Consider the following 20,444-nt stretch of genomic DNA (forward strand, 5'->3'; position numbering starts at 1 on the left):
AGAACGAGGCACCATTCCGATGTCGTATCTACTGCAACTCGGCCTGATCGGCCTGTGCATCGCGCTGCTGCCGCTGTCGTACGTGTGGGTGAAGGCCGACGACGACAAGTTCCGCAAGCTCGTGTGGATCACCACGTTCCTGACCCTCGACCTCGTGATGTTTGGCGGCTTCACGCGGCTGACCGATTCGGGCCTCGGCTGCCCCGACTGGCCCGGTTGCTACGGCACGTCGTCGCCGTTCATCGCGCACGCGGCGATCACGGCCGCGCATCAGGCGATGCCGACGGGGCCCGTCAGCATGACGAAGGCGTGGATCGAGATGATCCACCGCTATTTCGCGATGGCGATCGGCGTGCTGATCATCGCGCAGGTGGTGATCGCGTGGGCCGCGCGGCTGCGCCGCCGCCCGCTGCACGTGTCGCCGTGGTGGCCGACGAGCCTGCTGCTGCTGATTCTCGTGCAGGGCGCGTTCGGCGCATGGACGGTCACGATGAAGCTGCAGCCGGTGATCGTCACGATCCACCTGCTGCTCGGCCTCACGCTGCTCGGCACGCTCGGCTGGCTCGCGGCGCGGCAGACGCCGCTGCCGTCGCATGACCCGGAGGCCGGGCGTTACCGCGCGGCCGCGCTCGCGGCGCTCGTGCTGCTCGTCGTGCAGATCGCGCTCGGCGGCTGGGTGAGCACCAATTACGCGGTGCTCGCGTGCACCGACTTCCCGACCTGCAACGGCCAGTGGATTCCGCCGATGGACTTCCAGCACGGCTTCCACCTGTGGCGCGCGCTCGGGATGACGAAGGACGGCGACGCGATCACGCAGGACGCGCTGGTGGCGATCCACTGGACGCACCGCACGTTCGCGTTCGTCGTGGTCGCGTACCTGGTCGCGTTCGCGCTGAAAATGCGCCGCTTCGAGTCGCTGCGGCGGCCCGCGAACGGCGTGCTGCTGGTCGTCCTGCTGCAGTTCGTGACGGGGCTGACCAACATCGTGCTGCAGTGGCCGCTGCCCGTCGCCGTCGCGCACAACGGCGGGGCCGCGATCCTGCTGCTGCTCGTCGTCATGTTAAACTTTCGCATCCTTTCAAGCCGCCCCGGCCGTGTCGCGCAGCCTGCGCGCGACGCCGCCCCGGCGTGACCGCCCCCATGCAAAGCACCCTCTCCCAATCGCCCGGTAGCCGCTTTTCCCAGTACATGGCGCTGACGAAGCCGCGCGTCACGCAGCTCGCGGTGTTCTGCGCGGTGATCGGCATGTTCCTCGCGACGCCGGGCATGGTGCCGTGGCATGTGCTGATCGGCGGCACGGTCGGCATCTGGCTGCTGGCCGGCGCCGCGTTCGCGATCAACTGCCTCGTCGAACAGAAGATCGACGCGATGATGCGCCGCACCGCGTGGCGTCCGTCCGCGCGCGGCGAGATCACGACGCCGCAGATCCTGCTGTTCTCGGCCGTGCTCGGCAGCGTCGGCGCCTGGACGCTCTATACGTTCACGAATCCGCTGACGATGTGGCTGACGATCGCGACGTTCGTCGGCTACGCGGTGGTCTACACGCTGCTGCTCAAGCCGATGACGCCGCAGAACATCGTGATCGGCGGCGCGTCGGGTGCGATGCCGCCGGCGCTCGGCTGGGCCGCCGTCACCGGCGCGGTGCCGGGCGACGCGTGGATCCTCGTGCTGATCATCTTCGTATGGACGCCGCCGCATTTCTGGGTGCTGGCGCTCTATCGCCGCAAGGATTACGAGAACGCCGGGCTGCCGATGCTGCCCGTCACGCACGGCGAGCAGTTCACGCGGCTGCACATCCTGCTGTACACGGTGATCCTGTTCGCGGTCACGATGATGCCGTTCATTTCCGGCATGAGCGGCGCCGTCTACCTGACGAGCGCGGTGCTGCTCGGCGCGGTGTTCCTCGCGTATGCGTGGAAGATCCATCGCGACTATTCGGACGAACTCGCCCGCAAGGCCTTCCGCTACTCGATCGTCTATCTGTCGCTGCTGTTCGTCGCGCTGCTCGTCGATCACTATGCACGCCCGCTGCTCGGCGTGTAACCGCACGGTTTGAACGCAATGCTCCCATCACGGTTCGGGCGCCGCGCGCGCCAAGGCTGGATGCTCGCGTGCGCATTCGCGGCAGCGCTGCTGCTTGCCGGATGCGACAACGCGCCGAAATTCCAGAATCTCGACATCACCGGCAACACGCAGTTCGGCAGCGACTTCTCGCTGCCCGATACGACCGGCAAGGTCCGCACGCTCGCCGATTTCAAGGGCAAGGCCGTCGTGATGTTCTTCGGCTATACGCACTGCCCGGACGTGTGCCCGACCACGATGGCCGAGCTCTCCGAAGCGCTGAAGCAGCTCGGGCCCGATGCCGCGAAGCGCGTGCAGGTGCTGTTCGTCACCGTCGATCCGGAGCGCGACACGCCGGCGTTGCTCGGCCAGTACGTGCCCGCGTTCGATCCGTCGTTCATCGGCCTGCGGCCGGCCGACGAAGCGGCGCTGAAGAAGGTCACGAAGGATTTCCGCGTGTATTACTCGAAGGTGCCCGGCAAGACGCCCGGCAGCTACACGATGGATCACACGGCCGCGAGCTACGTGTTCGACCGCGACGGCAAGCTGCGCCTGTTCGTGCGCGACGGCCAGGGCCCGGCCCCGTGGGTCCACGACCTGAAGCTGCTGGTCGACTGACCGGCAGCAGCCGGGCGCCCGGCCCGGCGTTGTACGTGACGGCCGTTTCGCGCCGTCACGTTTCCCTCTCTCATTGTGTGCGCATGCGCTGCCCGCCGGGCGGCGCGTCGGCATGCGCGTGCGTCGCGCCGCAGCCGCGTTACGGCAGCGCCGGCACGTTGAAGCCGGAGGCGGCGCGCGTGATCCGGAATTCCGTCACGCGATAGGTGGCGAGCCCCTCGGTGACGAACGGGTCGGTCTCGAGGATCGCGTCGAGTTCGTCGCGATCGATGCGGGCCGCGAGGATCACGCCGCCTTCGCGCGGCACTTTCGGCCCCGCCGCGATGAAAATGCCCTTGTCGAACTGCGGCTGCAGATACGCGCGGTGGCGTTCGAGCGCGTCGTCGATGCGCTCGAGCGACGCGGTGTAGTGGATGTCGATGACGTACATGGATGGCCCTGGAATGATGCCGGCGCGCCGCGCACCGGCCAGCCGGTCTTTTTAGCACAGCGGATGCGGGCTGTCGCGCCGGCGAGCCGCGTGGCGGGCGGCGCTGCCAGTCGATCGCCGGTTCGCCGCGGCCACGCGTATTCAAGATGTAAGCCTCGTTGCCGTAAATGAAAGAGCAACCGTTTGCGCGCGGCAGGCCGTTCGCGCGCCGGAGGCATCGACATCGACAGAGGCACGCAGATGAGCAGAATGAGTTTGAACCGCAAGCTGTGGCTCGCGCTTGCGCTGGTATGGATCGGTCTTCTGGGCGTCGGCGCATGGAGCGCCTACGAGACGCGCGCGACGATGCTCGCCGAACGCAAGGCCGGCATCGCGAATCTCGTCGATTCGGCGGCGGGCATCGTGAAGGCCTATCACGCGCTCGCGCAGAGCGGCACGCTGCCCGAGGCCGACGCGAAGCGCGACGCGCTCGCGAGCCTCGCCGCGATGCGCTACGGCGATTCGGGCTACGTGTTCGTGATGGATTCGAAGCCGGTCGTGCTGATGCATCCGACGCTGCCGAAGCTCGTCAACACGCAGGTCGGCGACTATCTCGATCCGGACGGCAAGCCGCTGTTCGTGACGATCCTGAACGCGGCGAAGGCGACCGGCAGCGGGTTCGCCGAGTATCGCGGGCGGCTGCCGCACAGCGAGACGGCCGTGCCGAAGATCAGCTACGTCACGCGGTTCGCGCCGTGGGACTGGAACATCTCGAGCGGCGTGTTCCTGAAGGACATCGACACCGTCTACTACCGGACGCTGCTCGGCCACCTGGCCGTGGTGTTCGTGATCGGCCTCGTGATCAGCGCGGCGATGCTGGTGATTATCCGCAACGTGCGCGGCAGCCTCGGCGGCGAGCCGGACGAAGCGGCCGCGCTCGCGGCGCGCATCGCGCGGGGCGACCTCACGCAGCCGGTGCCGGTGCGCGCGGGCGACCGCACGAGCATGATGGCCGCGATGCACGACATGCAGGCGCGGCTGCAGGCGACGATCGGCGGGATTCGCCAGTCGGCCGAATCGATCGCGTCGGCGAGCCGCCAGATCTCGGCCGGCAACGACGACCTGTCGCAGCGCACCGAGGAGCAGGCCGCGTCGCTCGAGGAAACGGCCGCGAGCATGGAGCAACTGACCGCGACGGTGAAGCAGAACGCCGACAACGCGCGACAGGCGAGCGGCCTCGCGAACAACGCGTCGGACATCGCGCGCACGGGCAGCGACGTCGTGAACCGCGTGATCGGCACGATGGGCGAGATCGACGACAGCTCGCGCAAGATCGCCGACATCATCGGCGTGATCGAGGGCATCGCGTTCCAGACCAACATCCTCGCGCTGAACGCGGCGGTCGAGGCCGCGCGCGCGGGCGAGCAGGGCCGCGGCTTCGCGGTGGTCGCGGGCGAGGTGCGCTCGCTCGCGCAACGCAGCGCGACGGCCGCGAAGGAGATTCGCGCGCTGATCGTCGATTCGGTCGAGCGCGTGCGCAACGGCTCGGCGCTGGTCGGCCAGGCCGGCACGACGATGGGCGAGATCCTGCAGGCGGTCGCGCGCGTGACCGACATCATGGGCGAGATCGCGGCCGCGTCCGAGGAGCAGGCGAGCGGCATCACGCAGGTCGGCCGCGCGGTCACGCAGATGGACCAGGTGACGCAGCAGAACGCGGCGCTGGTCGAGGAAGCCGCGGCGGCGGCCGCGTCGCTGCAGGAACAGGCCGCGCGGCTGCGCGACGCGGTCGGCGCGTTCCGGGTCGGCAATGCCGGCGGCCCGTCGTCGCAGGGCGGCCGTGGCACGGCCGCCGAACCGGCATTCGGTAGCGCGAAGGCGGCCGACGGGCTGGCGGCGGCGTGACGCATGCCGCGTGAGGAGGAGATGCGTCGCGGCGGGTACGCAACTAACGGCCGAGTCGCGCCGCGGTCGCCGGCACTGCGCTGGTGCATACCCATATGAGCGGGATGTATTTCACTTCGCGCCGATCCTGTGACACCATTTGCCCCTTCGTGCGAGTCCGGGCATACCCGTATCGCGCCCCATTTCAGTCAAGCAAGAAAGCGAGAAACAGATGAAGCGTCGCAGTCTCCTGAAGGTATTTTCCGTGCTGGCCACCGGCGCCGCGCTGACGCTGTCGGCAGGCGCGCACGCCGAAGACAAGGTGATCAAGGTCGGCACGGTCGCCGGCCCGGATGCGCAAGTGTGGCAAGTCGTGCAGAAGGTCGCGAAGGAGAAGGAAGGCCTGAACGTGAAGGTCATCGAGTTCAACGACTACGTGCAGCCGAACGCGGCGCTCGATTCGGGCGACCTGGACGCGAACAGCTTCCAGCATCAGCCTTACCTCGACAGCCAGGTGAAGCAGCGCGGCTACAAGCTCGTCAGCGCGGGCCTGACCTACATCTCGCCGATCGGCGTGTATTCGAAGAAGTTCAAGTCGCTGAAGGATCTGCCGCAGGGCGCGAAGCTCGCGGTGCCGAACGATCCGTCGAACGAGAACCGCGCGCTGCTGCTGCTGCAGACGCAAGGCGTGATCAAGCTGAAGGCGGGCGCCGGCACGGGCGGCAACAACGCGACGGTGCTCGACATCGCCGAGAACCCGAAGAAGCTGAAGATCTCCGAACTCGACGCCGCGCAGCTGCCGCGCGTGCTGTCGGACGTCGACGCGGCCGTGATCAACACGAACTACGCACTGGCCGCGAACCTGCAGCCGACCAAGGACGCGATCGCGCTCGAAGCGCTGACGAGCCCGTACGCGAACCTGATCGCCGTGCGCGCGAAGGACAAGGATCAGCCGTGGGTGAAGAAGCTGGTGAAGGCGTACCAGTCGCCGGAAGTGAAGGAATTCATCAAGAAGCAGTTCAAGGGCTCGATGGTCGCGTCGTTCTGAACGCGATCGGTTGATCGAATGAAGGCCTGCACGTGTGCGGGCCTTTTTTTCGTCGGCGGTGAACCGTATTTTGTTGCCGTCGCGTAGGCGTTGCTCAAACCCGCTTTCACGCGTTTGATTTGCACGGGCGAGGCAGGAAAAACGATCTCGAAATTGCACTCGCGTGTCGCCGATAATGAGGTTTTCTAACGGTCTGCCACATTCGCATCTATCTTCGGCGCCGTCGTTTGAAGCTAAAACCAGTATGTCGCTTCCGGTGCCTGCATCCCGCCGCCATTGTCGCCGGCAAGACGGTGGCCCACTACAATAGAGTGGCAAGGGAGGGAGATAGGCTATGGTAGATCTTGAGAAAAGGGTGATTGAGTTTGTAAGGAAGAAATCTGGATTACCTATTTCATTCGTGGTTGATGAGATTACGGAAGGTACCGATTTGGATCTGGACTTGAGTTTTGATGATTGTGAGGTCGAGGATCTGATGCGGGAGTATTCGGTGAAATTTAATGTTGATTTAAGTGGATTCGATATAAAAAAATATTACCCGGCAGACGATTCCTCATTTTTAGACTTGATCAATCCATTCAAGAAAAAAGTGATCCATCGTGTTCCGGATCTGAATGTTCGAATGCTGATCGCATCGGCAAAAGCGGGGCGCTGGCTCTACGACTGACCGCTCACATCTCCCCGCGCCGCGAGCAGATCGACATGATCTGCTGGATCGCGTAGTTGTCGCGCACACCCGGCAGCGACTGCACGACGCATTCGTGAAAGCGCCGTTCGCGCGGCAGCAGCATCGCGTTGTTGCGGTACAGCGCGTCGCACGAGCGCTGGATCAGCTGCGCGGCGGCGCCGTTGCGGCTCTCACGTAGCGCATTGAGCATGCAGTCGTCGTATTGCGCGTTGCCGTCGGTCAGCGCGAAGGCTGCTCCCGGCAGTGCCAGCGCGACCGTCGCGAATGCGATTGCACGAATCGTTCGTTTCAAGTCTCCTCCGATGGTGTGGATCGGGTCGGCGGACAGCATAACGTAAAGCGATCAACGCGGCTGGCGCGTTGCGCCCGAACCGGCGCGGCGGGTCATGACGGGCGCGCCGGCTTTTCCCCGATTTCTTCCGACGAAAACCGGTTTCGTACCAGTACTGTGCGACGCGGACGCATTGCCATATACTGTATATCCATACAGTTGTGGGTGGCGTCATGCTCGCATCCTCCATTACTCCCGAATCCCTTCATCCGTCCCTCTGGCGCGGCTCGCAGCTCGCGCGCGGCGGTCCCCGCACGGTCGAAACGGGCTTCGCGCCGCTGTCCGCCGAGTTGCCGGGTGGCGGCTGGCCGGTCGGCGGTCTCGTCGAACTGCTGGCCGCGCAGCCCGGCTGCGGCGAGATGCGGCTGCTCGCGCCCGCGCTCGCCCGCACCGTCAGCGCGCGGCGGCCGCTCGCGCTCGTCGCGCCGCCGCAGGCGCCGCATGCTACCGCGCTCGCCAGTCTCGGCGTGCCGGCCGACGCGCTGCTGTGGCTGCGCGCAGGCAGCCGCACCGATGCGCTGTGGGCCGCCGAGCAGGCGCTCAAGACCGGCTGTTGCGGCGCGCTGCTGCTCTGGCAGGACGCGCGGCCCGATGCGCTGCGGCGTCTGCATCTCGCGGCCGCGCGCACGGGCGACACGCTGTTCGTGATGCTGCGTCCGCTGTCGGTCGCGCGGCAGCCGTCGCCGGCCGTGCTGCGCGTCGCGCTGCATCCGGTGCCGGGCGGCGTATCGCTCGACATCGTCAAGCGTCGCGGGCCCGCGCGCAGCGAGCCGCTCGTGCTCGATTTGCCGTCACCCATCGTGGAGAGCCGCTATGCGCGTCTTGCTCGGCATCCATCTGCCGCGCCTGTCGCTCGACGTGTGCGTCCCGCCGCCGTCTGATGCAGCAGCCGGCGAGGCCAGCGAGGCCGGCTGTGCGGTGCTCGAGCAGGGTGTCGTGCTGATCGCCGATGCGGCCGCGCGCCGGCAGGGCGTACGTGCGGGCATGAAGCGCGGCGGCGTGCTCACGCTCGCACCCGCGACGCAGCTCGTCGAACGCGATCCCGCCCGCGAAGCCGATGCGCTGCGCGCGGTCGCGCTCGCGTTGCTGCGCTTCTCGCCGTGCGTCGCGCTCGACGACGAAGCCACGCTGATCGTCGACGTCGGCCCGAGCCTGCGCCTGTTCGGCGGCCTGCCGTCGCTGTGCCGCCAGGTGCGGGCGACGCTCGCGGCGCTCGGCTATGCGGTGCGCCTGTCCGCCGCGCCGACCGGACGCGGCGCGTGGCTGCTCGCGCGCACGTCGGCCCGCGCCCGCATCCGGCGGCGTGTCGCGCGCCAGGCCTCGCTCGTCCGCACGCTCGACCGGCTGCCCTGTGTGCTGCTGCCCGATGCGCGCCCATATGCGGGCTGGTTCGACGGTCTCGGCTGCCGCACGCTCGCCGATCTGCGCCGCCTGCCGCGCGCGGGGCTGCAGCGGCGCTGCGGTCCCGCGCTGCTGGCCGCGCTCGATCGTGCATACGGTGAAGCGGTCGAGCCGCTTGCGTGGATGGCGGTGCCGCCGGTATTCGACGTGCGGCTCGAATTGGCGGAGCGCGTCGAATACGCGGAAGCCGTGCTGTTCGCCGCGCGGCGGCTCGTCGTGCAGCTATGCGGCTGGCTGGCCGCGCGGCAACTGTCGCTGGCCGCGATGACGTTCGATCTCGAGCACGAGCGCGGCCGTCAGGCCGTGCCGCCGACGCCGCTCGCGCTCGCGTTCGCCGCACCCGTGCGCGACGAGGTGCATTTCATGCGGCTGCTCGGCGAGCGGCTCGCGCGCGTCGAGCTGCCGGCCGCGGTGATCGCGGTGCGGCTGAAGGCCACGCGCGTCGAATCGGTCGCGCCGCCGGCCGACGATCTTTTTCCGGAGCCGGGCGGTACGCGGGAAACCCGCGAGCGGTTGCTCGAACTGCTGGTCGCGCGGCTCGGCGCGGACAACGTGCTGCGCGCGGCGCCCGTCGCCGATTACCGGCCCGAGGCCGCGAACCGCTGGCTGCCGCTCGATGCGCAAGCGGGCAAGCCGGTCGCCGGTCCGCCCGCTGCGCCGCCGCGTCCCGCGTGGTTGCTGGCCGAACCGTTGCCGCTGCTGATGCGCGGCGAGCGGCCGGTATTCCATACGCCGCTCCGGATGATGTCGTCGGCCGAGCGAATCGAAGCCGGGTGGTTCGACGGGCAGTTGATCGCACGCGATTACCACGTCGCGCAGGACGAAGAGGGCGCGTGCTACTGGGTATTCAAGGAGCGGACGAGCAGTCAGGCGGCCCCGCGCTGGTTTCTGCACGGTTTGTTCGGGTGAGCGGAGATGGTTGCGGAATTCAGTTTGCTGCCCGATTACGCGGAGTTGTTCTGTCGCTCGAATTTTTCGTTCCTGCATGGCGCGTCGCATGCGGAAGAACTGGTCGAGCGCGCGGCGGAACTCGGCTATCGCGGGATCGCGATCACCGACGAGTGTTCGCTCGCCGGCGCGCCGCGCATGCATGTCGCCGCGAAGGCGAAAGGGCTGCCGCTCGTCGTCGGTTCGTATTTCGACGTCACGCCGGATGAAGTCGCGCCCGGCCACGATCCGGGCCCCGGTGCGTTCGGGCTCGTGCTGCTCGCGCAGAACCGCGACGGGTACGGCAATCTCTCCGAGCTGATCTCATGGCGGCGGATGGCGGCGCCGAAGGGCACTTACACGCTGACGTCGCGGATGCTGTCGGCGCCGCCGGCGGAGTTTGCCCACTTGCGCGGGATGCCCGACTGCTTCGCGATCCTCGTGCCGACGTATCCAGTGCGGGCGGACGTGCTCGATGCGCAGGTCGCCTGGTTTCGCGCGACGTTCGGCGAGCGCGCGCGGCTCGGGCTCGTGCAGTTGCAGCGTGCGCTCGACGGCGCGCAGCGCGACGAGATTCGTGCGGCCGGCAAACGGCGCGGCGTGCGGATCGTCGCGCTCGGCGACGTGACGATGCACCGGCGTTCGTGCAAGGCGTTGCAGGACGTGATGACGGCGATTCGCATCGGCATGCCGGTGGCCGAGTGCGGGTATGCGCTCGCGCCGAATGCGGAGCAGCATCTGCGTGCGCGTGGACGGATAGCGAAGCTGTTTTCGCCGCAAGAGATTGGTGAAACCTGCGCGATGCTCGACGCGTGCGATTTCGATCTCGGCAAGCTGCGCTACGAGTATCCCGACGAGATCGTGCCGAAGGGGCTCACGCCGACGCGCTATCTGGAACAGGAAACCCGGGCGGGCGCGGCCGTGCGTTATCCGAACGGCATCCCGGAAAAGGTAGAGAAGCTGATCCGCCATGAACTCGACCTGATTGCGAAGCTGAGTTACGAACCGTTTTTCCTGACCGTCTACGACATCGTCAAATACGCGCGCAGCCAGAATATCCTGTGCCAGGGCCGCGGCTCGGCCGCGAATTCGGTCGTCTGCTATTGCCTCGGCATCACCGAGGTCGATCCCGATCAGAGCACGATGCTGTTCGAGCGCTTCATCAGCGAGAAACGGGGCGAGCCGCCCGACATCGACGTCGACTTCGAACATCAGCGTCGGGAAGAGGTGATCCAGCACATCTACGAAAAATACGGGCACGACCGCGCCGCGCTCGCGGCCGCCGTCTCGACGTATCGTCCGCGTGGCGTGCTGCGCGAAACCGGCAAGGCGCTCGGCGTCGATCCGATGCTGGTCGATCGGGTCGCGAAGGGGCATCGCTGGTTCGACGGCAGCCGCGATCTGCTGCAGCAATTCGCGTCGACCGGGCTCGATCCGGCGACGCCCATGATCAAGGCATGGGCCGAACTGGCGGGGCGCTTGCTCAATTTTCCGCGTCACCTGTCGCAGCATTCGGGCGGCTTCGTGATCAGTCGCGGCAAGCTCACGCGGCTCGTGCCGGTCGAGAACGCGGCGATGGACGGGCGGCGCGTGATCCAGTGGGACAAGGACGATCTCGAGGCGCTCGGGCTGATGAAGGTCGACGTGCTCGCGCTCGGCATGCTGTCGGCGCTGCATCGCGCGTTCGACCTGCGCACCGCGTGGCGCGGGCCGCCGGAACCGGACGGCGAACCGTTCACGCTGAAACACATTCCGCAGGATGACAAGGAAACCTACGACATGATCTGCCGTGCCGATACGGTCGGCGTGTTCCAGATCGAATCGCGCGCGCAGATGTCGATGCTGCCGCGGCTGAAGCCGCGCAACTACTACGATCTCGTCGTCCAGGTATCGATCGTGCGGCCCGGCCCGATCCAGGGCGGCGCGGTGCATCCGTACCTGAAGCGGCGCAGGATCGTGGCCGGCGAAGAGGAGGGCGAGGTCACGTATCCGAGCGACGCGCTCAAGGAAGTGCTCGTTCGCACGCTGGGTGTGCCGATCTTCCAGGAGCAGGTCATGCAGATCGCGATCGTCGCCGCGGGTTTTACACCTGGCGAAGCGGATGACTTGCGTCGCGCGATGGCCGCATGGAAGCGCAAGGGCAATCTCGAGAAATATCAGGACAAGATCATCAGCGGGATGCTCGAACGCAACTACACGCGCGAATTCGCCGAACAGATCTTCGAGCAGATCAAGGGCTTCGGCGAATACGGTTTCCCCGAAAGCCACGCGGCCAGCTTCGCGAAGCTCGCGTACGCGAGCAGCTGGCTCAAATGCCACGAGCCCGCGATCTTTCTCGCCGCGCTGCTGAACAGCCAGCCGATGGGCTTCTATCCGCCGTCGCAACTCGTGCAGGATGCGAAGCGCCATCGCGTGAAGGTGCTGCCGATCGACGTCACGCAAAGCGGCTGGGAAGCGTCGCTCGAAGCGCTGCCCGATCAGCCGCCTCCACATGGCCAACCGGCCGTGCGGCTCGGCCTGTCGCTCGTGCGCGGCCTTGGCGAAGCCGCCGCGCGGCGCATCGAAGCCGCCCGCGCCGCCGGCCCGTTCGACACCGTCGACAGCCTCGCCCGCCGCGCGCAGCTCGAGCGCCGCGATCTCGAAGCGCTCGCCGCCGCGAACGCGCTCGCGACGCTCGCCGGCCATCGCCGCGATGCGTTGTGGCAGGCCGTCGCCGCGGCGCCGGAGCGCGACCTGCTCGCCGCCGCGCCGATCGACGAGGCGGAGCAGCCCGCGCTCGGCGCGCCGTCGGAAGCCGACGACATCCTCGCCGACTATCACACCACCGGCCTCACGCTGAACCGCCACCCGGTCGCGCTGCTACGGCCGGCGCTGCGCGCGCAGCGCCTGTCGTCCGCGGCCGAGTTGCGCGACCGTCCCGACGGCCGGCTCGCGCGCGCGTGCGGGCTCGTGATCGCACGGCAGATGCCGGGCACCGCGAAAGGCGTGATGTTCATGACGCTCGAGGACGAAACCGGCTGCGTGAACGTGATCGTCCGGCCCGAACTGCTCGCGCGGCAGCGTCGCGAAACGCTCGATTCGCGGCTGCTCGCGGCGTCCGGCGTGTGGCAGGTCGTCAGCGACGTGAGGCACCTCGTCGCGCAGCATTTCGAGGATCTGACGCCGTTGCTCGGCGGCTTGCGCACGTTGAGCCGCGAATTCCACTGACGCTTGCATCGCGCAGGCCTGCTCGGCAGGTGCATACCAGTTGGCCTAACTGGTTCTATTCCGGTCTCATCTTCACGCCCGAAATCTGGTCGAACCGTGCACTGGAACTGTCCCCTTGCATACCACTTCGGGTAAATCCCTATCCCACACCGCATTGTAAACAAAGGCTTTCCCGCTACTAAAACGCTTGCCGTGCAAGGCTTTCGGCGGTTTCCGCGGCGCTAATACCAGTTCGTTGACTGGTATTATGGTGGTTATATAATGCATTCACTTTCGACGGTCCGAGATCGTCGTCCGACACGCGGAGGCACATGGAAACCGGCTGGGCCGAACTGGCGCCCGATCCCCTCGACGACACGCCGCTCTATCTGCAGCTCGCCCGCAATCTGGCGAGCGCGATCCACGCCGGCGCGTGGCGGGCCGGCGAGGCGCTGCCGTCGGAGCGGCTGCTGTCGGTGTCGGTCGGCGTATCGCGGATCACCGCGCGTCGTGCGCTCGCGCTGCTGGTCGAGCAGGGGCTGATCAAGCGGGCGCGCGGCGCGGGCAGCTTCATCACGCCGCGCGTCGCCGATCCGCTGTCGCGTCTCGTCGGCTTCACCGCGAAGATGCGGCAGCGCGGCTTCGTGCCCGATTCGGTGTGGCTGTCGCGCACGCTGCGCGCCGCGAGCCGCGACGAGCTCACGCATCTCGGCCTCGCGCCCGGCGCGACGGTCGCGCGGCTCGAACGGCTGCGCCGCGCGGACGGCATCGTGATGGCGGTCGAGCATTCGACGCTGCCGGCCGCGGTGGTGCCCGATCCGCAGGTGCTCGGCGCGTCGCTGTACGAATACCTCGAGGCGCGCGGCATGACCGTCGTGCGCGCGCTGCAGCACTTTCGCGCGGCCAACGCGACGCACGCGATCGCGAAATGGATGGCGGTGAAGCCGGGCTCGGCGCTCCTCGTGATCACGCGCATCGGCTACGGCGTCGACCAGCGCGCGATCGAAGTGACCGAAACGTATTGCCGCGACGACTACTACGACTTCGTCGCCGAACTGAAACGCTGACGCGCGCGACTGCCTGCGCACCTCGCGCGATCGCGATGGAACGCAATCGTGCGCAATGAATCGCAACGAATTGGCCAATCGCGACGCGGATGCCCGCGTCACCCGATCATCAAGAGACACGTCATGCTGACTGGCAACATCCTCACCCCCGACGGCTGGATTCACGGCTCGCTCGATAGCGAGAACGGCCGCATCACCACGCTGGACGGCACGCCCGTCGATCCCGCGACGAACGACGCGCCGTACATCCTGCCCGGCTTCATCGACCTGCACGTGCATGGCGGCGGCGGCGCCGACGTGATGGAAGGCGGCGACGCGATCGAAACGATCGCCCGCACGCATGCGCAATTCGGCACGACGAGCCTGCTCGCGACGACGATGACCGCGCCGCGCGACGAGCTGATGGAGGTCGTCGCGAATCTCGGCACCGTCGCGCGCACCCGCACGCCGGGCGGCGCACGGGTGCTCGGCGTGCATCTCGAAGGGCCGTACATCAACCCCGGCAAGCTCGGCGCGCAGCCCGACGCGGCCGTGTCGGCCGTGCTCGACGAAGTGCTGAAGTACCTGTCGATCGCGCCGATCCGCGTCGTCACGCTCGCGCCGGAAATCGCGGGCCACATCGAGATCATCGGCGAGATGGCCGCGCGCGGCGTGCGCGTGCAGCTCGGCCATTCGCTCGCGACCTACGACGACGCGGTCGCCGCGCTCAAGCACGGCGCGTGCGGTTTCACGCACCTGTTCAACGCGATGTCGCCGCTGCATCACCGCAACCCGGGCCTCGTCGGCGCGGCGCTCGCGCATGCCGAATACGCGGAAATCATTCCCGATCTGCTGCACGTCCATCCGGGCGCGATTCGCGCCGCGCTGCGCGCGATCCCGCGCCTGTACGTCGTGACCGACAGCACGTCCGCCACCGGCATGCCCGACGGCGAATACCGGCTCGGCAGCCAGCACGTGACGAAATGCCTCGGCGGCGTGCGGCTCGCCGACGGCACGCTCGCCGGCAGCACGCTGACGATGGACCAGGCGCTGCGCAACCTCGTGTCGCTCGGCCTGCCGATCGCCGACGTGTCGAACCGGATGTCGCGCTACGCGGCCGACTACCTCGGCATCGCCGATCGCGGCCGCCTCGCGCTCGGCGCATGGGCCGACCTCGCGGTGTTCGATCGCGACCTGAACCTCACCGCGACCTACGTCGAAGGAGAATCGATTGTCGAATATGCTTAAGGAAGCGCGCGAGTCCGCCCAGGTCGTCGCCGCGCAACTCGCCGACACCGCGCGCGTCGAAGCGCTCGCCGGCCAATTGCTCGATCACCCGCCGGCCGTCGCGCTGACGGTCGCGCGCGGCAGCTCGGATCATGCCGCCAGCTATTTCGCGAGCCTGACGATGAGCCGCCTCGGCGTGCCGGTCGCGTCGCTGCCGATGTCGGTCGCGACGCTGCAGCAGGCGCCGCTGAAGGTGCAGGATCAGCTCGCGATCGCATTCTCCCAGTCGGACAAGAGCCCCGATCTCGTCAACACGATGGCCGCGCTGCGCGAAGCCGGCGCGCGCACGGTCGCCGCCGTGAACGTGCTGCCGTCGCCGCTCGCCGACGCGTGCGAGCACCAGTTGCCGCTGCTGGCCGGCCCCGAATTGTCGGTCGCGGCGACCAAGAGCTATATCGCGATGCTGTCGGCCTCCGCGCAGATCGTCGCGTACTGGCAGCGCGACGCCGCGCTCGTCACCGCATTGCGCGGCCTGCCCGACGTGCTCGCGCAGGCCGGCCGGCTCGACTGGTCGGCGGCCGTCGCGGCGCTCGCGGGCGTCGAGCGGATGATCGTGATCGGCCGCGGCCTCGGTCTCGCCATTGCGCAGGAAGCCGCGCTGAAGCTGAAGGAAACGTCCGGCATCCAGGCCGAGGCATTCTCGAGCGCCGAAGTCCGCCACGGCCCGATGGAGCTGATCGACCGCGACTATCCGCTGCTCGTGTTCGCGCCGCCCGGGCCGGAACAGGCCGGGCTGCTGCAGCTCGCCGCCGACATGCGCGCACGCGGCGCCGCCGTGCTGCTCGCGGCGCCCGCCGGCACGCCCGGCACGCCCGACGTAAAGGGCACCGTGCTGCCGCTCGCGCGGTCCGCCCATCCGGCGCTCGACCCGATCGCCGCCATTCTTTCGTTCTACGTGATGGCGGCGGATCTCGCCGTCGCGCGCGGCCGCAATCCCGATACGCCGCGCCACCTGAACAAAGTCACCGAAACGCACTGATAGCCGAGAAAGCCGATGAGACGCGCCGAGGAGTCCCAGTTGAAGAGCCCCACCCACGATCAGATCGTCCTGCTCAGCCCGTTGACGGGGCCGATCGTCGCACTGGCCGACGTGCCCGATCCCGTGTTCTCCGGCGGGATGTTCGGCGACGGCATCGGCATCGACCCGCTCGCGGGCCGGCTCGTCGCGCCGTGCGCGGGCGTCGTGTCGCATCTCGCGCGCACCGGCCACGCGGTGACGATCACGACGCCGCAAGGCGCGGAAGTGCTGCTGCACATCGGCATCGACACCGTCGAGCTGAACGGGCAGGGCTTCATCGCGCACGTCGAAGCCGGCGCACGCGTCGAAGCGGGCGCGTTGCTGATCGAGTTCGACCAGGACGCGGTGGCGCGTCACGCGCATTCGCTCGTGTCGGTGATCGCGATCGCGAATTCCGATGCGTTCGAGGTGGTCGACCGCGCGAGCGGTTTCGCGACGGCCGGCGAGACGCCGTTGCTCGTGCTGCGCGGCAAGGGCGAAGCCGCCGCGCAGGCGGCGCAGGCCGGCGCGGCCGCGCACAACGAAGTGCGCCGCGAGATCGTGCTCGCGCAGCCGGGCGGCCTGCATGCGCGGCCGGCCGCGCGGGCGCGCGAAGCCGCGCGCGGGTTCGACGCGAGCGTCGACGTGCTGTTCGACGGCCGCAAGGCGTCGATCGCGAGCGTCGTCGGTCTGCTCGGTCTCGGCGCCGGCGAAGGCGCGACGGTCGAACTGGTCGGCCGCGGCGCGCACGCGCAGCAGGCCGTCGATGCGGTCGAGCGCGAGCTGCTGCGCGAAGCGCACGGCGAAGTGGAGGAAAAGCCGGCGCGGCTGAAATCGCCCGCGCCGCAAACCATCGTGCACGCCACCGGCGCGGCGCTCGACCCGAACACGCTCGCCGGCGTGTGCGCGGCGCCCGGCATCGCGGTCGGCACGCTGGTGCGTCTCGACGATGCGGACATCGTGCCGCCCGAACAGGCGTCCGGCACGCCCGCGTCCGAGAGCCGCCGGCTCGACCAGGCGCTGAAGGCGATCGACGCCGAACTCGCCGAAACGGTTCGCAACGCGTCGGCGCGCGGCGCGGTCGGCGAGGCGGGGATTTTCGCGGTGCATCGCGTGCTGCTGGAAGACCCGACGCTGATCGACGCGGCGCGCGACCTGATCAGCCTCGGCAAGGGTGCCGGCTTCGCGTGGCGCGAGACGATCCGCACGCAGATCGACACGCTGTCGAAGCTCGACGACGCGCTGCTCGCCGAGCGCGCGGCCGACCTGCGCGACATCGAGAAGCGCGTGCTGCGCGCGCTCGGCCACACGAACGGCGCGGCGCGCACGCTACCCGACGAAGCCGTGCTCGCGGCCGACGAATTCACGCCGTCCGACCTGTCGTCGCTCGATCGCGAGCGCGTGACCGCGCTCGTGATGGCGCGCGGCGGCGCGACGTCGCACGCGGCGATCATCGCGCGGCAGCTCGGCATCCCGGCGCTGGTGGCGGTCGGCGATGCGCTGTACACGATTCCGGACGGCACGCAGGTCGTCGTCGATGCGAGCGCGGGCCGGCTCGAACACGCGCCGACCGCGCTCGACGTCGAGCGCGCGCGGCACGAGCGCCAGCGCCTGGACGGCGTGCGCGAGGCGAACCGGCAACAGGCGGGCGTTGCGGCCGCGACGGTCGACGGCCGCGCGATCGAGGTCGCCGCGAACATCGCGACGCTCGACGACGCGAACACCGCGGTCGACAACGGCGCCGATGCGGTCGGCCTGCTGCGCACCGAACTGATGTTCATCCACCGCCAGGCCGCGCCGACCGTCGTCGAGCACCAGCAGAGCTACCAGTCGATCGTCGACGCGCTGCAGGGCCGCACGGCGATCATCCGCACGCTCGACGTCGGCGCGGACAAGGAAGTCGACTACCTGACGCTGCCGCCCGAGCCGAACCCGGCGCTCGGGCTGCGCGGCATCCGTCTCGCGCAGGTGCGCCCCGATCTGCTCGACGATCAGTTGCAGGGCCTGCTCGCGGTGAAACCGTTCGGCGCGGTGCGCATCCTGCTGCCGATGGTGACCGACGCGGGCGAACTCGTGCGGCTGAGGAAGCGCATCGACGAATTCGCGCGCGCGCAGGGCCGCACCGAGCCGATCGAGGTGGGCGTGATGATCGAGGTGCCGTCGGCCGCGCTGCTGGCCGACCAGCTCGCGCAGCATGCGGATTTCCTGTCGATCGGCACCAACGACCTCACGCAATACACGCTCGCGATGGATCGCTGCCAGGCCGATCTCGCCGCGCAGTCCGACGGCCTGCATCCGGCCGTGCTGCGCCTGATCGACATCGCGGTGCGCGGCGCCGCGAAGCACGGCAAGTGGGTCGGCGTATGCGGCGCGCTCGGCGGCGATCCGCTCGCGGTGCCGGTCCTGGTGGGCCTCGGCGTGACCGAGCTGTCGGTCGATCCGGTGGCGGTGCCGGGCATCAAGGCGCGTGTGCGCCGTCTCGATTACCAGTTGTGTCGTCAGCGCGCGCAGGATCTGCTCGCGCTCGATTCGGCACAGGCGGTAAGGGCAGCAAGCCGCGAGGTCTGGCCGCTCGACTGAGCGTCGACGGCGGGCTCGCGGCCCGTTTTACTACGAAAGCAATTAGGTCAACGACGCTTAACGACGAGACATGGATTGGAGGATCGAATGGACGGGAATCCGTTTCTGAAAATACAGGGCCTGGGCCGGGCGCTGATGCTGCCGATCGCGGTATTGCCGGTCGCCGGCATCCTGCTGCGGCTCGGCCAGCCGGACGTGTTCAACATCAAGATGATCGCCGACGCCGGCGGCGCGATCTTCGACAACCTGCCGCTGCTGTTCGCGATCGGCGTGGCGGTCGGCTTCGCGAAGGACAACAACGGCGTGGCGGCGCTCGCGGGCGCGATCGGCTACCTGATCGAAACCGCGATCATGAAGGACATCGATCCCAAGCTGAACATGGGCGTGCTGTCCGGGATCATCGCGGGTGTCGTCGCGGGGCTGCTGTACAACCGCTACAAGGACATCAAGCTGCCGGACTACCTCGCGTTCTTCGGCGGCAAGCGGTTCGTGCCGATCATCACGGGGCTGGTGTGCGTGATATTGGGCATCGCGTTCGGGTACGTGTGGCAGCCGATCCAGCATGCGATCGACGCGGCCGGCCAGTGGCTGACGACGGCGGGCGCGATCGGTGCGTTCGTGTTCGGCTTCCTGAACCGGCTGCTGCTCGTCACCGGCCTGCACCACATCATCAACTCGCTTGCATGGTTCGTGTTCGGCAACTTCACGCCGCCGGCCGGCGGCGAAATCGTGCACGGCGACCTGCACCGCTTCTTCGCGGGCGATCCGACCGCGGGCACCTTCATGGCCGGCTTCTTCCCGATCATGATGTTCGGCCTGCCGGCCGCGTGTCTCGCGATGCTGCACGAAGCGCCGAAGGAGCGCCGCGCGATGGTCGGCGGCCTGCTGTTCTCGATGGCGCTGACGTCGTTCCTGACCGGCGTGACCGAGCCGATCGAATTCAGCTTCATGTTCCTCGCGCCGGTGCTGTACGTGATCCACGCGGTGCTCACCGGGCTGTCGCTCGCGATCTGCCAGATCCTCGGCGTGAAGCTCGGCTTCACGTTCTCGGCCGGCGCGATCGACTACGTGCTGAACTACGGGCTGTCGACGAAGGGCTGGATCGCGATCCCGCTCGGCATCGCGTACGGCGTCGCATACTACGGGCTGTTCCGCTTCTTCATCCGCAAGTTCAACATGGCCACGCCGGGCCGCGAGCCGGCCTCGGCCGATGCGGCCACGGAATCGTATGCATCGGGCGGCTTCGTCGCGCCGGCCGCGGGCGCGGCTGCAACGGCTGCCGCACCGCGCGCGCAACGCTACATCGCCGCGCTCGGCGGGGCGGCCAACCTGTCGGTCGTCGACGCGTGCACGACGCGCCTGCGCCTGAGCGTCGTCGATCCGGAAAAGGTATCGGAGCCGGAACTGAAGTCGATCGGCGCACGCGGCGTGCTCAAGCGCGGCGGCAACAGCGTGCAGGTGATCATCGGGCCCGAGGCCGACATCATTGCCGACGAGATGCGCGCCGCGATCGGCAGCGGCGCGACCGGCGCGGCAGCGACGGCGCCGGCCGCCGCCGCGCAGCCCGTCACGGGCGCGGCCGCCGGCCCGCTCGATCCGGAGCCGACGCGCTGGCTCGCGGTATTCGGCGGCGCGACCAACGTCGTGTCGCTCGATGCGGTGGCCACCACGCGCCTGCGCGTGGTCGTGCGCGATCCGTCGGCGGTCGATCGCGAGCGTCTCGGCGCACTCGACGTCGCATGGGTGTCGCTCGACACGTTCCATATCGTCTGCGGCAACGCGGCCGCACGCTATGCCGAACAGCTCGGCGCGCGCCTGCCGCCGTCGGGCGGCGGGGCGGCGGCACAACCGGCGTGAGGCGGTGAAGCCGGCCGGAGCCGCGTGGCGGGTCCGGCCGGGGATGAAACGAAAAACGGCTTGCGACGCGTACGTCGCAAGCCGTTTTTTCTTTGGCGCGGGCAATGCTCGATGCGCGACAGGCGAT

The 20,444-nt window shown here is 68.4% G+C and carries 16 protein-coding genes; 14 read left to right on the forward strand and 2 right to left on the reverse strand.

Annotation, left to right across the window (positions count from 1 at the left end; translation table 11 throughout):
- Positions 1-19 precede the first annotated feature (19 nt).
- Genes LGN10_RS20950 through LGN10_RS20960 form a run of 3 tightly spaced genes read left to right on the forward strand, consistent with a single transcriptional unit; the run spans position 20 to position 2,679 of the window.
- The gene (locus LGN10_RS20950) at positions 20-1,132 is read left to right on the forward strand and encodes a COX15/CtaA family protein (RefSeq protein ID WP_059576136.1); all 1,113 of its coding nucleotides are present in this window, start codon (positions 20-22) and stop codon (positions 1,130-1,132) included.
- Between the two features lie 8 nt (positions 1,133-1,140).
- Positions 1,141-2,043, forward strand: coding sequence for a heme o synthase (gene cyoE, locus LGN10_RS20955; RefSeq protein ID WP_059576139.1), 903 nt, complete (start codon positions 1,141-1,143; stop codon positions 2,041-2,043).
- A gap of 18 nt (positions 2,044-2,061) precedes the next feature.
- Complete coding sequence (locus LGN10_RS20960; protein ID WP_226224912.1) at positions 2,062-2,679, forward strand: SCO family protein; 618 nt, start codon at positions 2,062-2,064, stop codon at positions 2,677-2,679.
- A gap of 139 nt (positions 2,680-2,818) precedes the next feature.
- Here the strand turns inward: LGN10_RS20960 and LGN10_RS20965 are convergent, their stop codons facing one another.
- Complete coding sequence (locus LGN10_RS20965; RefSeq protein ID WP_006477740.1) at positions 2,819-3,109, reverse strand: YciI family protein; 291 nt, start codon at positions 3,107-3,109, stop codon at positions 2,819-2,821.
- A gap of 240 nt (positions 3,110-3,349) precedes the next feature.
- Here LGN10_RS20965 and LGN10_RS20970 point away from each other — a divergent pair, with 240 nt between their 5' ends.
- The 3 genes from LGN10_RS20970 to LGN10_RS20980 all read left to right on the forward strand — a co-directional run bounded on the left by LGN10_RS20970 (position 3,350) and on the right by LGN10_RS20980 (position 6,684).
- Complete coding sequence (locus LGN10_RS20970) at positions 3,350-4,990, forward strand: methyl-accepting chemotaxis protein (RefSeq protein ID WP_124862578.1); 1,641 nt, start codon at positions 3,350-3,352, stop codon at positions 4,988-4,990.
- Positions 4,991-5,201: 211 nt separating this feature from the next.
- On the forward strand, positions 5,202-6,017 hold the full coding sequence (locus LGN10_RS20975; protein WP_059576148.1) for a MetQ/NlpA family ABC transporter substrate-binding protein: 816 nt from the start codon (positions 5,202-5,204) through the stop codon (positions 6,015-6,017).
- 334 nt (positions 6,018-6,351) lie between these two features.
- Positions 6,352-6,684, forward strand: coding sequence for a DUF1493 family protein (locus LGN10_RS20980; protein ID WP_226224914.1), 333 nt, complete (start codon positions 6,352-6,354; stop codon positions 6,682-6,684).
- Between the two features lie 4 nt (positions 6,685-6,688).
- Here LGN10_RS20980 and LGN10_RS20985 read toward each other — a convergent pair whose 3' ends face one another.
- Positions 6,689-6,997, reverse strand: a complete 309-nt coding sequence (locus tag LGN10_RS20985; protein WP_226224916.1) for a VF_A0006 family four-cysteine protein — start codon at positions 6,995-6,997, stop codon at positions 6,689-6,691.
- 212 nt (positions 6,998-7,209) lie between these two features.
- On the opposite strand from LGN10_RS20985, the gene imuA reads away from it, so the two are divergent.
- The 8 genes from imuA (at position 7,210) to nagE (ending at position 20,317) form a co-directional block, all read left to right on the forward strand.
- On the forward strand, positions 7,210-7,917 hold the full coding sequence (gene imuA, locus LGN10_RS20990) for a translesion DNA synthesis-associated protein ImuA (RefSeq protein WP_226224917.1): 708 nt from the start codon (positions 7,210-7,212) through the stop codon (positions 7,915-7,917).
- Positions 7,850-9,346 carry a Y-family DNA polymerase gene (locus LGN10_RS20995; RefSeq protein ID WP_226224919.1) on the forward strand — a complete coding sequence of 499 codons (1,497 nt, stop codon included), beginning with the start codon at positions 7,850-7,852 and terminating at the stop codon, positions 9,344-9,346. The genes imuA and LGN10_RS20995 overlap by 68 nt, the downstream gene beginning before the upstream one ends.
- A 6-nt stretch (positions 9,347-9,352) precedes the next feature.
- Complete coding sequence (locus LGN10_RS21000) at positions 9,353-12,571, forward strand: error-prone DNA polymerase (protein WP_226224921.1); 3,219 nt, start codon at positions 9,353-9,355, stop codon at positions 12,569-12,571.
- A gap of 311 nt (positions 12,572-12,882) precedes the next feature.
- Positions 12,883-13,617 (forward strand): GntR family transcriptional regulator, encoded by a 735-nt coding sequence (locus tag LGN10_RS21005; protein WP_059575605.1) that lies wholly within the window; start codon positions 12,883-12,885, stop codon positions 13,615-13,617.
- A gap of 123 nt (positions 13,618-13,740) precedes the next feature.
- Entirely contained in the window at positions 13,741-14,844 is a 1,104-nt protein-coding gene (gene nagA / locus LGN10_RS21010; RefSeq protein ID WP_099316839.1) for an N-acetylglucosamine-6-phosphate deacetylase, read from the forward strand.
- On the forward strand, positions 14,837-15,862 hold the full coding sequence (locus LGN10_RS21015; RefSeq protein ID WP_226224960.1) for an SIS domain-containing protein: 1,026 nt from the start codon (positions 14,837-14,839) through the stop codon (positions 15,860-15,862). The genes nagA and LGN10_RS21015 overlap by 8 nt, the downstream gene beginning before the upstream one ends.
- A gap of 15 nt (positions 15,863-15,877) precedes the next feature.
- Positions 15,878-18,460 (forward strand): phosphoenolpyruvate--protein phosphotransferase, encoded by a 2,583-nt coding sequence (ptsP, locus tag LGN10_RS21020; protein WP_226224923.1) that lies wholly within the window; start codon positions 15,878-15,880, stop codon positions 18,458-18,460.
- An 87-nt stretch (positions 18,461-18,547) separates the two neighbouring features.
- Positions 18,548-20,317, forward strand: a complete 1,770-nt coding sequence (gene nagE, locus LGN10_RS21025; protein ID WP_059642664.1) for an N-acetylglucosamine-specific PTS transporter subunit IIBC — start codon at positions 18,548-18,550, stop codon at positions 20,315-20,317.
- Positions 20,318-20,444: the final 127 nt, after the last annotated feature.

It is taken from the genome of Burkholderia sp. AU32262 (assembly GCF_020419985.1).
Lineage (GTDB): Bacteria > Pseudomonadota > Gammaproteobacteria > Burkholderiales > Burkholderiaceae > Burkholderia > Burkholderia semiarida.